We start from the raw sequence: 15,447 nt of genomic DNA, 5'->3' as shown, positions 1-15,447 counted from the left end.
ATATCCCATATGCCCGTTAACTGTATGCGCTATACCTTTGTTACGCTGGCTCCCATTGTCAGCTGTTTGTTCGCCCTGTCCTCCTTTGCCCAGGACGGAAGTAAAATGAAATTTGGTAAGGTTTCCAAAGAAGAATTTGCTATTAAGAGATCAGAGAAAGATACCGGCGCCCACGCCATCATCCTGTCTGAAATCGGCTCCTCCATTTTTGAGTCGGATGGAAACGACCTTCGCCTCGTGTATAAAGTACACCGGCGCATCAAGGTCGTTGATCCAAACGGCTATGATGTAGCTACCGTTCTGGTGCCGATATACAAATCAGAATCGTCGGAAGAGAAATTGCTGAACCTGAAAGCAGCTGCCTACAACCTCGAAAACGGGGAAGTGGTGGAAACAAAAATGGAAAGCAAAAATGTATTCAACGACAAACAGGATAAATCCCTGCTGATAAAGAAATTCACCCTGCCCGCAGTAAAGGAAGGCACTATCATTGAATACACTTATTCGATTGCTTCCCCATTTTACCGGCACTTGCGGGCCTGGAACTTCCAGGGGCAATATCCCCGCCTGTGGAGCGAATACAGTGTGGCCATCCCGGAGTACTTCGACTATATGCTCATCCCGCAGGGATATGAGCCATATGTGGTAAAAACAAAAACGTATTCCCGTTCTACTTTTACCTTCCGTAATGAATCGCATGGAGCTACCGGGCCTTCCAACCTGGTAACGGTAACGCCTTCCATCACCACTTATAAATGGGCGCTGAAAGATGTGCCGCCAATTAACGAAGAGAGTTATATCACCACTACCGATAACTATGTAAACCGGGTAGAATTCCAGTTGTCTGCCTACAACTGGCCCGGAGAGCCGCGCAAGCCGGTTCAAAGCACCTGGGAGGAGCTGATGAAAGACCTGATGAAACAGGAAGAACTGGGTAAAGTGCTCACTACCTACAATGGATTCCTTTCTGATAAAGTAGACGAACTGGTAAAAGATGCTAAAACCGATAAGGAAAAAGTGCAGAAAATCTATACCTGGGTCCGCGATAATTTCATCTGCACCGATCACAACGCCCTGTGGATGGAAAAATCACTAAAAACCGTTTTTAATTCAAAGAACGGGAATGTGTCCGACATCAACATGTTGCTGGTGGCTATGCTGAAGAAAGCCAACCTTTTTGCTACCCCATTACTGCTGAGTACCCGCAGCAATGGATATGTATACCAGTTTTATCCTTTGTATACCCACTTCAATTATGTGATTGCCGGTGTAAACCTGGGAGAAGAATACCTGAAACTGGATGCCTCCAGACCTTTGCTGGGCTTCGGAAAGCTGCCGGCAGAATGTTACAACGGCGCCGCCCGTTCATTGGATGATTTTGCCACTCCTGTGATCCTGGGAGCGGACTCCCTGAAAGAACAACGGTTTACCAGTGTTGTGCTGGGGAAAATAGAAAACGGTATGGTGTCGGGCTCTTTTATGCAACGGCCTACCTACTTTGATTCTTACAAAATAAGGACGGCAGTAAAAGATGAAGATCCGGAAGAGTTCTTTAAGCGGATAACAAAATCCTATACCGGCGAAATAGAACTGGAGAATAAAGCGATAGAGGATCTGAAAGAACTGGAGTCGCCCGTGATGGTAAAATACGATTTTAAGCTGCAGGTAGGCGATGGCGAAGTGTTGTACATCAACCCGCTGTTGTCGGAAGCCTATAGAAGCAACCCCTTCAAAGCGATGGAGCGCAAGTTCCCTGTAGAAATGAACAGCGTATCTGATGAAGTGTATTCTTTTAATATGGACGTGCCGGAGGGCTATGTAGTGGATGAACTGCCGAAATCAGCAGTAGCAAACTATAACGGCGACGAAGGCCAGTTTCAGTACCTTATCCAGCAAGTAGAAAATCACATACAACTGCGCTGCCGGGTAAGATTAAACAAAGCCAACTTTGAACCCGAAGAGTATGTAACCCTGCGCGACTTTTATGACCTGGTGGTAAAGAAAGAAGCAGAACAGATTGTGTTAAAAAAGAAAAAGTAAAGTATGCGTAAGCAATTATCAATAGCGATCCTGTTTTTCCTTGTTGCTGTGTCGCAGGTAGTGCTGGCAGGAGACCCGGTTTATCCCGTGAGTGCTATTCCTGACTCGTTGAGAGCGAATGCACACGTGGTAAGAAGGTTAGATGAAGGTACTGTGAAAATAAACGATCTTACAGATACCCGTTTTGTTTTCCATTGGGTGGTTACTGTGTTGGACGAAACAGGCGCAGACGCTGCAAAACTAGGGTTTGGTTATGATAAGCTGAGGGAGATCCGTTCTATCAGTGGTGCTTTATATGATGCCGATGGCAAGCTCCTGAAACGTTTAAAACAAAGCGATATCCGTGATATAAGTGCAGTTGGAGATGGCAGCCTGATGTCTGATAGCCGCGCGAAGCTGCACCAGTTTTATTATAACGTATATCCCTATACGGTAGAGTATACGATTGAGCTGCGATACAATACACTAAACGTGATACCTGACTGGCACGTGCAGGAAAATATTTACATGGCTGTTGAGAAAAGCAAGCTGACTGTTATTTACCCGGAGAATTATGAATTGCGTTACCGCAGTTATCTCTATGAAAGTAAACCGGTCATCACCACAGAGAAAGGCAACAAAACAATCACCTGGGAACTCAATCAACTTCCTGCCAGGAAGTATGAAGTTTACCCGGTTGAATTATATCAACGGACTCCTACTATCTTCCTGGCCCCAACAGATTTCGAGATGGGGAACTACAAAGGCAAAATGACCACCTGGAAGGACTTCGGAAACTTTATATATCAGCTCAATGCAGGTAGGGATGTGTTGCCCGATAACATCAAAGCTAAAGTACATGAACTGGTTGATGGTATCAGCAGCCGCCAGGAGAAGATCAGGGTGCTGTATAAGTTCCTTCAGCAGAATAATCGTTATATCAGTATTCAGCTGGGTATAGGTGGATGGCAAACCTTTGATGCGGCATCGGTAGCTGCAAACGGTTATGGCGATTGCAAGGCGCTATCTAATTATATGATGGCGTTACTGAAAGAAGCCGGGATCAAATCAAATTGTGTGCTCGTAAAGGCAGGAAAAGGTGAGCATACATTGCCTGAAGATTTCCCGTCGTCCCAGTTTAATCATATGATCCTTTGCGTGCCGGGAGAGAAAGATACTACCTGGCTGGAATGTACCAGTAACACGCTTCCTGCCGGCTACCTGAGCCAGTTTACAGACAACCGGCCGGTATTGTTGGTAGATGCACAGGACAGTAAATTAATACACACCCCTGTTTACGGAATGGATTGCAATGAACAGATCCGTCATGTGAATGCTGTTATTGACTCTGCCGGTAACATTGATATTAAATCGACGACCATTTACAGTGGGCTGCGACAGGATGATTTGCATGAAAGACTGCATTCGCTAAGCCAGGAAAAGCAATTGGAAATACTACGGAAAGGACTGAACCTTTCCAGTTATGATATCAGTAATTATCACTGCACTGAGCTGAACACACCTATTCCTTCCATTGAAGAGAAACTGGACATCAAAGGAAACAACTATGCAACGGTAACGGGCAAACGAATATTCCTTGTCCCCAATATACTTACACGCGGTGGTGTGAAGCTGGAACCCGACGCAACCCGCAAGTCGGATATTAAGATCGATTTTGCTTACCGGGACGTGGATAGTGTGACCATCACGTTGCCGGCAGGATATAAACCGGAATCACTGCCGGCGCCGGTAACCGTAACCGCGAAATTTGGCAGTTATAATGCTGCGGTTTCTATCAAGGGAAATACGCTGAGCTATATACGAAAAGTAGAAGGGAAGGCGGGGATTTTCCCGGCGGCAGATTACCCGGAACTGGTGAAGTTTTATGCCACTATGCTAAGAGCAGACAGGAGCCGGCTGGTGCTGGTAAAAGAATAAAAAAAGGGAAGGCTGGATGGCCTTCCCTTCGTATTTATATGAATTTATTTTTCGCGTACACTAACGGAAATATGCCGGTCTTTTTTCCTTTCTTCTTCAGGTGCATCAGCTGCGGCCTTTGCAAACTGAGAACCATAGCCTTCTGCGCCAAGTAACTGCGCGGCGTTGGTATTACTTTTCTTTAATGCAGTGACTACAGATTCAGCGCGTTCTTTAGACAGCCGCAGGTTAAGGGTGCTGTCGCCCGTGCGGTCGGTATAGCCACCGATCTTTATTTTAGCTTTGGGGAATGCTTTCATAATAGCGGCAATATTGCCTACCTGTTTCATGCTTTCTTCTGTCAGTTCAGCGCTGCCGGTTTTGAAGTTGAGGTTATCGAAATCAAACCATACATCTTTGCCTGCTGCGCGGCTGTTGTCTTTCAGGAATACTACCAGCTGATCTTCTATACCTCCTTTATATGCATCCAGTACAACGCCGTCGGGGAGGGTTACTTTGATACTTTCGCGGGAAACTACCGGACCGCCTTCCGTAACGGTCATGGTAGCTGAATCTGCAAGCTGGCTGGTGGTAACACTATCCGTAACCGGAATACCATCGTGTTTATTGGCGCCGCAACCGCGCATCAGGTACCACAACAGGATGATGGCAATGAGGATGAGCAGCAGGGACCATAGCCAGCGGCTACTGCCGGGTTTGGCGTCCGGTTTGATATTTACGGCGCCGGCGGTAGTAGTGGCGGTATCCATATGCAGCAGGCTGCCGATTTTTTTGCCGAGGTCGCCGATGTTGGCCAGGCCAAGTATACCGGCAATGTTCAGTCCACCGGGTATAGCGCCCAGTATTTTATCTTTTTGTGAGTCAAGCAGGGAAAGAAAGGAATTGGGAGAAAGATTGTTTTGGGCCGCGTACTGTCCTACTGTACCCAGCGTTGCCGGCGCAGCAGATTGCAGCAGGGTATTGGCAGATGATTCCTTGATACCGGCAAAAGAGGATAACATGCCGGTAATGGAACCTACTTTGTCGCCGAACAGGCTGCGCAACAAATCAGCGCCTTTACTGAGCAAGCCTCCCGTACCGCCCTGCAGTGCACCGGTAATGGCCGAAGGATTGGCATCACCTGCTACTCCTTTCACGAGGTCGAGTAAACCGCCGGCACTTCCGGAGGATCCTGCCTTGTTGAGAAGGCCGGCTAGTACAACCGGTATGATACCGCTGATGGCTTTCTGAATGCCGCCTTCACTTTCTCCAAGTTGTGAGGAGGCCTGACTAACGACATTGTTGTTGAAAATACTTTTAGCGCTTTCCAGTAAATCGAAAGACATAATTGTAGGGTTTAGTGATGAAGAATGTGGTGACCAGTTTTTGACGCTGAATCATCCGGCTGTAAGCAGGAATGTACAGTTTGTACTTCAAGGACTTTTATAACAACGGAGGCGGCCGGGTTGTTTGATTCCCCTAATAATAAACATCCAGATATAAGTTTTAACATATATCTGGATGCTTGTAATATATTGACCCTTAATTAGATGTAAGCGCTTTCCCCTTTTATTGATTGATATTCACCCGCTGCTGATTCCTGAATACGACCAGCGGGACTTTTTTATTTGCGTAGAAAGTACTGGCTTTTAGCAGATCATCCACATTATTCACATTTCTTTCTCCTACCTGTAAAATCACATCGCCCGTTTTTACCGGGTACCTGAAATTTTCCGGTACCGCTACCAGGAAGGCGCCTTTGTTGTCCGGTAAGCCTGCGGCAGAGCGTTCGCCCAGTGTTTCTATGTTCTTGACCTGTGCACCCAGCCAGTTGCTGATATTGGAGGAAGCAGCGGTTGCCGCTTTCAATACGGGCAGCGGCGCTTTTTTGGCAAGCGCTTTCAGGTTGGCGGATACCACGCCAAACTGGTTCATCGGGAAATTTTTAAACCCTGCTTTTAATGCGGGCGATCCTGGTTTTACCTGGTAGTTGCCCGTTGCCGGTGACACAAACAAGGGGTTGCCTGCCTGTGAATGTTTATCAGTGGGTGTATTGATGGCAGCTACATCAGGGAATGTGTTATAATCGATGATATCTCCCCAGTACTTAATACCAATCGGTTTATAGCTGCTGGTTACAATGTTGTGGCGGAAAATATCATGACTGTTTTCAAACCACACATGCGGGTGAAAAGAGTTATTGAGGATCACATTATTTTCTACCGTACGGAAAAATCCTTCCCTCAGTTTAAGTCCGCCGTTCAGGCAAACATTACTGTAGATGTGATAGTTGGAAGAACCATCGTCCAGGTCAATATCCCAGCCATGATCACAGCGGAAACGGTTGTTGCGGAGGATGTTTGTTTTTACAGCGTCCTGTTTCACCAGCCAGGGATGCAGTGCAACCATGCTGTCCATTACCTGCCGGTCGGGGTACCACCAGCGGTCGCGCCCCCAGGAGTTGAATGCTCCGTGGTCGCCGGTTTCCAGCACGGTATTAAATACGTCGTTATATTCAATGACATGTCCGCCCCAGGTGCCTTCACTAACGTTAATGCCTGCACGTGGCACATCATAAATGGTATTGTGCGATACGGTGATATCCATTGCCATAGAGATCTGCACACCGGCGCTTTGTTTTTCTATACGGCCGGTACGGTAAATGAGATTATCGTATGCCATGCAGGAATCCGGATAGTTGGGGCTTTGCGGGCCTGCCGCTGTATCCATACCGGCAAATACGGGCGATTGATTGTATTCAAACAAGGCCGCTCTTACTGCATCGGGGTTGCCGGTAAAACAAATACCGCTGCCGCCGGCATCATGGATGTTACAATGACTGATATTCGCATGGCGGTTGTAATTGCTGACAAAAACAGCGTTGCCCCCGTTGTGGTCAAATTCACAGCCGGTAATAACGCAGTTCTCGGTGCCATCCAGCAGTACGGTGCCGCCGCGGTAAATGGCCCAGTCGCTCCGCAGCAGCGGTTCCCGTGTATCCATGAACGTGGCATTGGTATGCGCAAAACGTATATCCTTAAACGTGATATCTTTAACGGGATGCGCAGCATCTCCTTTCATTACCACCGTTTCAGATAACCTGGAAACCACTACCATAGCTGTTTGCAGGTTGGTACCTGCTGCAGGTTTATAGTAAAGTGTTTGGGTGGCTTTATCATAAAACCATTCTTTTTCCGCGTCCAGTTCTTCAAAAATATTCTCTACAAAGCGATGTTGTTCGTGCATACCCATCTGGCGGTTGTTCTGGTAGCCGCCTTCCAGTTGCAGCGTGCCATCTGCATTTACACCGGTGATGCGGTAATGATAGCCACCCCATTCCGCCCGGTGGAGGGCGTGTATATAGCCGCCTTCAGGATGCTGCCAGGTTTTTATCCGGGCGGGGCTCAGCGCATCTGCTGCGGTGCCGTTGTAATGTTTCGCGCTGCTGTCGTAATTAGGGTAGCGCGCCCGGACCTGTTGTGTGTTGTTAATATAAAGGTGACTGAACTCAAAAGGAATGTTTACGGATGCTTTATATATGCCATTTTTCCAGGGAGCCCATCGCAGCTGTAATGGTTTCCCTCCGCTGAGGGTTACTGTGCCCGGTTTGCCGGCCGGCCGGAAGGTAACGTTGCCGTTAAAATAGCCGGCAGTCAGCAGCAGGGTGCTGTCCAGGAAATAAGTACCGGGCTGGAACCGGATTTCAACGCTTCTTCCGGGTTGTTGCTGCTGGTATACATGGGCCTGTGCAACGGCGGCTTGTAAACTCATGGACGGCTTGCCGGCCGTTGCGGAAGGGTGTGTGGATACCAGCAATGGTATAGCCGGCTTCTTTTGCGCTACCAGCACCGGGGAGAGCAGGAATAACGGTGCTGCATATACGATACAGGCAAATATATTTTTCATAACATATTATAGGTAAACGGTAAATATACCCGGAATAACCGGGCGGTTGTAATGAAAAATTAGCAGTTACTGGACTAATTTTCTGCTAAAAATGCAGTAATCCTTTCCCTTATATGTCATAATTTCCGGAGTTGCAACATTGGATCATGGTTTGTTGTTACCAGAAGACGTTTGATAACATCAAAAAAGGAGAAAAAACAACACATATGAACTTGAATAATTTCACTATAAAATCGCAGGAAATACTGCAACAGGCCCAGCAACTGGCCTTTAATAATCAAAATCAGTCTATTGAAACCGGGCACCTGCTCAAAGCTTTATTAAATGATGAAGATAGCCCGATTGAATACTTATTAAAGAAGAATGATGTAAACACCTCATTTGTAAATAATAAGTTAAATGAGCAGATCAATAAATACCCACGTATGGTGGGAGGCGAGGGCGGTCAGTCGCTCAGCCGCGACGCCAACAACGTGATCCTGCGTGCAGGAGCAGCCATCAAGGAATTTAAAGATGAATTTGTAAGCGTGGAGCACCTGCTCCTGGGCATCCTCGGCGGTAACGACGATACTGCCAAATTGCTGAAAGATGCCGGTCTTACTGAAAAGGGACTCAAAGCTGCCATCCGGGAACTCCGTAAAGGTGATACCGTTAATTCCCAGAGCGGCGGAACCCAATACAATACCCTTCAGAAATACGCCAAGAACCTGAACGAAATGGCCCGGGAAGGGAAGCTCGACCCGGTAATCGGCCGTGATGAGGAGATCCGCAGAACCCTGCATATTCTCTCCCGCAGGTCTAAAAACAATCCTATCCTGGTGGGTGAACCCGGTGTTGGTAAAACTGCCATCGTAGAAGGGTTGGGCCACCGGATCATTAACGGCGACGTACCTGAAAACCTGAAGTCAAAGATCATTTATGCCCTCGACATGGGCGCTTTGATGGCGGGCGCCAAATACCGCGGTGAGTTTGAAGAAAGATTGAAAGGCGTGGTAAAAGAAGTAGCCGAAAGCAATGGGGAGATCATTCTCTTTATAGATGAGATCCACACGCTGATAGGCGCCGGCGCTATGGAAGGCGCAATGGATGCTGCCAATATCCTGAAACCGGCCCTGGCAAGAGGTGAACTCCGTGCCATTGGCGCCACCACCCTGAATGAATACCAGAAATATTTCGAGAAAGATAAAGCCCTGGAACGCCGTTTCCAGAAGGTGCTGGTAGATGAACCTTCCGTGGAAGATGCCATCTCCATTTTACGTGGACTGAAAGAGAAATATGAAAGTCATCACCACGTACTTATCAAAGATGAAGCAATTATTGCTGCGGTAGAATTATCGCATCGTTATATAACAGACCGCTTTTTACCGGACAAGGCTATTGACCTGATCGATGAAAGCGCGGCTAAACTGAGGCTGGAAATGAATTCCATGCCGGAAGAACTGGATGAACTGGAAAGAAGGATCCGTCAGCTGGAAATTGAAAGGGAAGCGATTAAAAGAGAAAATGATGAAGATAAGTTACGTGAGCTGGGTGAAGAAATAGCACGGCTGGGAGAAGAAAGGAATACGTTCAAAGCAAAATGGCAGGCAGAGAAAGAAGTGGTGGACCAGATCCAGAACGCCAAATCGGCCATTGAAAACCTGCGGCTGGAAGCCGAACAGGCAGAGCGTAACGGTGATTTCGGCCGGGTGGCGGAAATCCGTTATGGTAAAATAAAAGAACAGGAAAAACTGGTAACAGATCTTACAGAAGAGCTGAATAAAATATCTGCTAATCACAAACGTCTTCTTAAAGAAGAAGTAGACGCGGAAGATATCGCGGAAAACGTGGCAAAGGCAACGGGCATCCCGGTATCAAAAATGATGCAGAGCGAAAAGGATAAATTACTGCACCTCGAAGAAGAGCTGCATCAGCGTGTAGTAGGGCAGGAAGAAGCTATCATAGCAGTGTCTGATGCTATCCGCCGCAGCCGCGCAGGATTGCAGGATCCGCGCAGACCTATCGGTTCATTCATCTTCCTCGGTACTACCGGTGTTGGTAAAACAGAGCTGGCCAAAGCATTGGCCGAGTACCTGTTTGACGATGAGAACATGATGACGCGTATAGATATGAGTGAATACCAGGAGAAACACTCTGTGAGCCGCCTGGTAGGAGCGCCTCCGGGATATGTGGGATATGATGAAGGTGGCCAGCTGACAGAAGCCGTACGCCGTAAACCATACTCTGTGATACTGCTGGATGAAATTGAGAAAGCACACCCGGATACCTTTAACATTTTGTTACAGGTACTGGACGATGGCCGGTTAACGGATAACAAAGGCCGTGTGGTGAATTTCAAGAATACCATCATCATCATGACCAGTAACATGGGTAGCCATATCATCCAGGAAAATTTTGAAAACATTAACGATACCAACCGGGATGAGATAGTAGATAAAACGAAAGAAGAAGTGATGGCATTGCTGAAACAAACCATCCGTCCGGAGTTCCTGAACAGGGTAGATGAAGTGATTATGTTCCAGCCATTGCTGAGAAGTGAAATTAAGGGAATAATTAACATTCAGTTACAGCAACTGAAGGATATGGTAGCGAAAAATGGCATGATATTGGAATTTTCAGACTATGCGCTCGAATATCTTTCTGTACAGGGTTACGACCCGCAGTTTGGTGCAAGACCGCTGAAACGCCTCATCCAGAAGGAGATCATTAACCTGTTAAGTAAGAAGATACTGGCAGGCGATATTGACAAATCCAAACCAGTGTTGATTGATGTGTTTGATGGCGTAGTAGTAATCAGAAACAAGTAATTCTAAATACGACGATACATAGTTAACGATAAGCCCCGCGATTCTTCGCGGGGCTTTTTTATGTGTGGTCAGCTTTCGTTAAATTTGAATAAATCAAAAAGTAAGCGTATGCCGGGAGAAAGAGAAAGAAGATTTATGCAGCATGCCATTGCCTTGTCGCGTAAAGGAATGGACAACGGTGACGGCGGTCCTTTTGGCGCGATCGTAGTGCGGGGCGATGAGATTGTAGGAGAGGGCTGGAACCAGGTGCTCACAAGTACAGACCCCACTGCTCACGCAGAAGTAGTGGCTATCCGCGAGGCGTGTAAGAGGCTGGGTACTTTCCAGTTACACGACTGCGAAATATATACTTCCTGTGAACCCTGCCCGATGTGCCTGGGCGCTATTTACTGGGCCAGGCCGCAGCGTGTTTACTACGCCAATACGAAGGAAGATGCCGCCGCAATTGATTTTGATGATTCGTTTATTTACCGGGAAATAGAGAAGGATCATACGGATAAAAAGATTCCGCTGATTGCTTTACCTGATCCTGAGGCGTTGAATGTTTTCCGGAGATGGAAAGAAAAGGGAGATAAGAAGTTATACTAGCTGCAAAATACAGCGGAGGGAATATTTTCCCTCCGCTAATGTCTTATAGAGAAATGGTAGGCCCAGAACAATGCGAGCAGTAAGAAAAGAATGCAGAGAATAATAACGGCAAGGGATATATAATTTTCTGATTTTCTCCTGGTCCTGTATCGTTTGTGTAATTTTTTAAGAAGACTCCATTTCATTTCGATAATCCATCCTGGAATCTTCTCCTTATCTTTTATCGCAGCCAGTCCTTCCAGTGCATCACTGCAAAGCTCACAGTCAGACAGGTGCATTTCTACTTCATGTTGTTCTTCCGCAGACAGCTTGCCCTGTACATAGTCCAGCAGCTGCTGTTGCGTAGGACAGCTTGTAGTTACAAAGATATCGTTGAAATGCTCGTTCATATCACTATTGATGCAAATTAACTTTTGTTTGCGCGTTGTTGTTTTTCCAATAAAAGTTTCAGGTTTCTCTTTCCATTCTGGATATAGCTCTTAACCTGGAGGAGGCTATACCCGGTTTGATCAGCAATTTCCTGATAGGATTTCTTTTGCAGGTAAAACAGTTCAACACAGATTTTCTGTTCGGGGTTTAGCTGGCTCATAGCCTGCCCCATATTTTCCAGCAAGATATCCTTTTCCTGGTACACCTGTTTATCTTCGGGATCAGCGGCAATACCGCCCATATGTTTATCGGAGATTTCTTCCTTGTATTTCATATGTTTCTGCCGGAGTTGCATCAGGCAGTAATTTTTTGTTACCTGGTAGATCCAGGCCCGGAAATACTGGATGTCGTGCCTGTTGATGTCGGATAACATCTTGAGAAAGATTTGCTGCACGGCGTCGCGTGCATCTTCTTCATTCTTCAGGTATTTCATGCACATACCCAGCAAAAGCAGGGCATACCGGTCAAACAGCACACCTATCCAATCACTGTTATTATCAGCTTTGAACCGTTGCAGTAGCTCCTGGTCTGTTAGTTGTTGTATGTCTGGATTATTCACAGGCTAATAAATGGAATGCTGCATCTAAGATGCAGCATTTGCAAAAATCCATAATTATTTTGATATTTTATTTTTTACATACTATCCAATGCCTGTTGGGCAGCGGCTTTCATGGAGCCATCCATCCGGATCACTTCTTTGAACATGCGGCGGGCTTTGCCTGCCTGTCCTTTGCTGCGGTAGCAGATAGCGAGTTGATAGCGGGCCATTTCCACGTATTTGCCTGAGCTCACGGATTCTATTCTCTTATACCTGCTAATGGCTTCATTGAGGTTGCCCTGTTGCTGGTATACCATTGCTGCTTTGTACAGGTATTCATCACTGTTAACAGCGGTGGAGGGGGTTTCTCTTTTAGCAGGTTCCGGTGGGGGCGCCTGTTCTTTTTCTTTTTGAACGGGTTTCTGTTCCGGTTTTTGATCCGGTTTTTTTTCTTCTTCTTTTGCTTTGGCGGCTGCAGCTTTATCGGCGGTTTCCTTTTTCAGGGAATCGGCCTGTTTTTGCAGTAATGTATGTTTTCTGATACTGTCTGCTGCGGCTTTCTTTTGCAGGGCTTTTAAAGCGGCTGCTTTTTTCAGCGCGGCAGAGTCGGGGTGAACCGGGGTAGTTGCTGGTTTGGCGGATGTTTGCGTGGCAGGGGTGGCAGCAGGAGCCGGTGTTGTTGTAGTTCCGGCATTATTTTCTGCGGCTGTTACCAGTGGAACGCCCGTTGCCACTTCTTCACGTACGGAGTCTTTTTGCGGCACTGATGATGCCATGATGCGTACAGGTGGCTGGTTCCGTATATGTCCGCGTAATACATACACGCTGCCTACACCGAGACCAATGAAGGCAATGATCCAGAAGTAGGCGAGCATGTTTTCCTTGTTCTTTTCCTTGCGGGTGTATTGCGCTATTTTCTGCACATGCGAAACAGGCTGTATGCTGTTTTGTACATAGCGTTGCAGCTTATTGGTAAGGTCCTGGTATCTTTCGGTGTTTTCTTCCTGCTCTAATGCGGTTAATGCATCGTAGCAGAGATCGCAGTCGGTGAGGTGTTGTTCTACCAGGTGGCGTTCCACGTCGGTCAGCCTGCCTTCCATATAACGGGGCAGCTGGTCCCTGCTAAGGCACCGGATGGCAGAAAAGATCTTCAGTACTTTCTCATTATTCGGTTTGTTACTTTGCATATCCCTGGTTCATGAATAACTTGGCAAGTTTTGCTTTGGCGGCTTTGAGTTGCGATCTTAACTTCTCCCTGGGAAGTCCGGTAGCAGCTGTAAGGTCGGCAAAGGATTTATTTTCAAGATAGAATTGCGTGATTAGTGCGTTGTCATCTGCACTCAGCCGTTGGAGGGCCTGTTCCAGCCGTACAATGAGGTCCTGGCGGTCGATGATATTGGTAGCGGCTTTGTCTACCGTATTTTCGATATGCAGCAGGTCTCTTCCGTCGCGGGATGGATAGAAGGGGATGTTCTTTTCAGGTTTCCCGAGATATCCTTTCTGTATATGCAGGATCCATTCGTTGGCTTTGTAGATGGTTTGCGTTTTAAGACTGGCATTTAGTCTTTGCAGCAGGGCGGGGAAAACAATGTTGGGGTCGAGGTTAGGTTGGCTACTCAGATAAGGAATTGTCACAGCAACCAGTAAATGACTGTACCTGTCCATCAATACGCCTTCTGCCTCCCGGTCAAGCTGTTTCCTGGCGCGGGATATTAACTCTTTGTCCGATAAATTGGTTAACTGTTGTTGCATAAACTTATTACTTTATATTTACGTACAAAAGCGGAAAAAGTTCATTTAGCGCATAAGATTATTGAATAGTAAAAGGGATTTATACAATTAATATGCCATACGCCATTGTCATTGTGCCAGTTGCGCCATTAAGGAGTACTGCCTCACATAAAAGCGAAATGATTTCCCAGCTCTTATGGGGAGCAGGGGTGGAGATCACCGAAACAGCTCCCGACGGCTGGGTGAAAGTGAAAAACCAATACGACGGATATACCGGCTGGGCCACCACTGCCCACCTGGAAATAATAGATGAACCGCTGTACCTGGCGCCTGCGAAGTATTATTTTCCGGGCTGGGTAAACCGGGTTACCATGAACGGCCAGCCTATGCTGGTGCCATTTGGGTGCCTGGTGAAGAGCGACAGCGATATTTCCACGCAGTGGGGAACTATTGCTGTAAAATTTGAGGATAAGCCCCTTTCGCTTACCCATCCCGCCCCTGTAGATATTACTGCCTTAAAAAGCGCTGCAACGCAGTTTCTGAACACCGGGTACCTCTGGGGTGGTTCCAGTGTTTTTGGTGTGGACTGTTCCGGTTTTACGCAGAACGTGTTTAAGCTATCCGGTATTCCGCTTTTGCGGGATGCTTACCAGCAGGCTACCCAGGGGCATATTGTTGATTTTTTACAGGAAGCGCGCCTGGGGGATCTCGCCTTTTTCGACAATGAAGAGGGGCGGATTACGCATGTTGGTATTTTGCTGAACGATCATGAAATTATCCATTCTTCCGGAAAGGTACGGATAGATCCGATAGATAACGAAGGGATTATAAATGCGGATACAGGTTTGCGTACGCATCATCTGCGGATTATAAAGAGATACTTTTAGCCGTATGGCCTGAAGGAAAAAAAGCAGCAGAGATTATCCCTGCTGCTTTTTTTATAAAGTTATTTGTTGGCAGCTTAGCTCTGTTTGAAAATTTTACGGTAATCTTCAAAGCTTTGGAGAATAATCTGTTTTGCTTTCTCTTTATTCTGGAATTCTTCCACCACAACGGTTTTCTTTTCCAGTTTTTTATATTCTTCGAAGAAATGGCGCATTTCGTCGATGAAGTGAGGAGGCAGTTCGGTAATATCGTTGATGTAGTTTACGCTCATATCGTTGGCTGCTACCGCGATGATTTTATCATCAGCTTCGCCGCCGTCTATCATTTGCATTACGCCGATGATTTTGGCATCGATGATACACATGGGAACACATTCGATCTGGGAGATTACCAGGATATCCAGCGGATCATGGTCATCGCAGTAAGATTGTGGAATAAAGCCGTAATTGGCAGGATAGTATACAGAAGAATATAAAACCCGGTCCAGTTTCAGCAAACCGCTTTCTTTATCCAGTTCATATTTAGCGCGGCATCCCTTTGGAATTTCTATAATTGCATTTACAACATTAGGCACTTCAGAGCCGGGACTCACACTGTGCCAGGGATTTGTCATCATAATAATCTACT

At 46.7% G+C, this 15,447-nt stretch carries 12 protein-coding genes; 5 read left to right on the top strand and 7 right to left on the bottom strand.

Annotation, left to right across the window (positions count from 1 at the left end; all coding sequences use genetic code 11):
* The first annotated feature begins 9 nt into the window (after positions 1-9).
* A complete protein-coding gene (locus tag B5Z18_RS04320; protein ID WP_159454180.1) occupies positions 10-2,040 on the top strand; it encodes a transglutaminase family protein in 2,031 nt (676 codons plus the stop codon).
* Between the two features lie 3 nt (positions 2,041-2,043).
* Positions 2,044-3,957 (top strand): DUF3857 domain-containing protein, encoded by a 1,914-nt coding sequence (locus B5Z18_RS04315; RefSeq protein ID WP_079468156.1) that lies wholly within the window; start codon positions 2,044-2,046, stop codon positions 3,955-3,957.
* Positions 3,958-4,001: 44 nt separating this feature from the next.
* Here the strand turns inward: B5Z18_RS04315 and B5Z18_RS04310 are convergent, their stop codons facing one another.
* Entirely contained in the window at positions 4,002-5,282 is a 1,281-nt protein-coding gene (locus B5Z18_RS04310) for an OmpA family protein (protein WP_079468155.1), read from the bottom strand.
* A gap of 223 nt (positions 5,283-5,505) precedes the next feature.
* Positions 5,506-7,842 (bottom strand): PDZ domain-containing protein, encoded by a 2,337-nt coding sequence (locus tag B5Z18_RS04305; RefSeq protein WP_079468154.1) that lies wholly within the window; start codon positions 7,840-7,842, stop codon positions 5,506-5,508.
* A 206-nt stretch (positions 7,843-8,048) separates the two neighbouring features.
* Here B5Z18_RS04305 and clpB point away from each other — a divergent pair, with 206 nt between their 5' ends.
* Both clpB and B5Z18_RS04295 read left to right on the top strand, forming a co-directional pair.
* On the top strand, positions 8,049-10,649 hold the full coding sequence (clpB, locus tag B5Z18_RS04300; protein WP_079468153.1) for an ATP-dependent chaperone ClpB: 2,601 nt from the start codon (positions 8,049-8,051) through the stop codon (positions 10,647-10,649).
* Between the two features lie 108 nt (positions 10,650-10,757).
* Positions 10,758-11,237 carry a nucleoside deaminase gene (locus tag B5Z18_RS04295; RefSeq protein ID WP_079468152.1) on the top strand — a complete coding sequence of 160 codons (480 nt, stop codon included), beginning with the start codon at positions 10,758-10,760 and terminating at the stop codon, positions 11,235-11,237.
* Between the two features lie 35 nt (positions 11,238-11,272).
* On the opposite strand, the gene B5Z18_RS04290 is transcribed toward B5Z18_RS04295, so the two are convergent.
* The 4 genes from B5Z18_RS04290 to B5Z18_RS04275 form a co-directional block, all read right to left on the bottom strand.
* Complete coding sequence (locus B5Z18_RS04290) at positions 11,273-11,626, bottom strand: anti-sigma factor family protein (RefSeq protein WP_079468151.1); 354 nt, start codon at positions 11,624-11,626, stop codon at positions 11,273-11,275.
* Between the two features lie 17 nt (positions 11,627-11,643).
* Positions 11,644-12,225, bottom strand: a complete 582-nt coding sequence (locus B5Z18_RS04285) for an RNA polymerase sigma factor (protein ID WP_079468150.1) — start codon at positions 12,223-12,225, stop codon at positions 11,644-11,646.
* A 74-nt stretch (positions 12,226-12,299) separates the two neighbouring features.
* Entirely contained in the window at positions 12,300-13,391 is a 1,092-nt protein-coding gene (locus B5Z18_RS04280; RefSeq protein ID WP_079468149.1) for a tetratricopeptide repeat protein, read from the bottom strand.
* Positions 13,381-13,956 (bottom strand): RNA polymerase sigma factor, encoded by a 576-nt coding sequence (locus tag B5Z18_RS04275; protein ID WP_079468148.1) that lies wholly within the window; start codon positions 13,954-13,956, stop codon positions 13,381-13,383. The genes B5Z18_RS04280 and B5Z18_RS04275 overlap by 11 nt, the downstream gene beginning before the upstream one ends.
* 92 nt (positions 13,957-14,048) lie before the next feature.
* Between B5Z18_RS04275 and B5Z18_RS04270 the strand changes: the two genes are divergently transcribed.
* Complete coding sequence (locus tag B5Z18_RS04270; RefSeq protein WP_079468147.1) at positions 14,049-14,822, top strand: C40 family peptidase; 774 nt, start codon at positions 14,049-14,051, stop codon at positions 14,820-14,822.
* A gap of 74 nt (positions 14,823-14,896) precedes the next feature.
* Here B5Z18_RS04270 and B5Z18_RS04265 read toward each other — a convergent pair whose 3' ends face one another.
* Entirely contained in the window at positions 14,897-15,436 is a 540-nt protein-coding gene (locus B5Z18_RS04265; protein ID WP_200817196.1) for an inorganic diphosphatase, read from the bottom strand.
* Between the last annotated feature and the right edge of the window lie 11 nt (positions 15,437-15,447).

The organism is Chitinophaga ginsengisegetis (assembly GCF_900168065.1).
Classification (GTDB): domain Bacteria; phylum Bacteroidota; class Bacteroidia; order Chitinophagales; family Chitinophagaceae; genus Chitinophaga; species Chitinophaga ginsengisegetis.
Note: the sequence above shows the minus strand (reverse complement) of the source record. Positions and strands in the feature narration are given on the sequence as shown.

Coding starts and splice junctions, on each gene's coding strand:
- B5Z18_RS04320 (WP_159454180.1), top strand. CDS start 10: ATGCCCGTTAACTGTATGCGCTATACCTTTGTTACGCTGGCTCCCATT.
- B5Z18_RS04315 (WP_079468156.1), top strand. CDS start 2,044: ATGCGTAAGCAATTATCAATAGCGATCCTGTTTTTCCTTGTTGCTGTG.
- B5Z18_RS04310 (WP_079468155.1), bottom strand. CDS start 5,282: ATGTCTTTCGATTTACTGGAAAGCGCTAAAAGTATTTTCAACAACAAT.
- B5Z18_RS04305 (WP_079468154.1), bottom strand. CDS start 7,842: ATGAAAAATATATTTGCCTGTATCGTATATGCAGCACCGTTATTCCTG.
- clpB (WP_079468153.1), top strand. CDS start 8,049: ATGAACTTGAATAATTTCACTATAAAATCGCAGGAAATACTGCAACAG.
- B5Z18_RS04295 (WP_079468152.1), top strand. CDS start 10,758: ATGCCGGGAGAAAGAGAAAGAAGATTTATGCAGCATGCCATTGCCTTG.
- B5Z18_RS04290 (WP_079468151.1), bottom strand. CDS start 11,626: ATGAACGAGCATTTCAACGATATCTTTGTAACTACAAGCTGTCCTACG.
- B5Z18_RS04280 (WP_079468149.1), bottom strand. CDS start 13,391: ATGCAAAGTAACAAACCGAATAATGAGAAAGTACTGAAGATCTTTTCT.
- B5Z18_RS04275 (WP_079468148.1), bottom strand. CDS start 13,956: ATGCAACAACAGTTAACCAATTTATCGGACAAAGAGTTAATATCCCGC.
- B5Z18_RS04270 (WP_079468147.1), top strand. CDS start 14,049: ATGCCATACGCCATTGTCATTGTGCCAGTTGCGCCATTAAGGAGTACT.
- B5Z18_RS04265 (WP_200817196.1), bottom strand. CDS start 15,436: ATGATGACAAATCCCTGGCACAGTGTGAGTCCCGGCTCTGAAGTGCCT.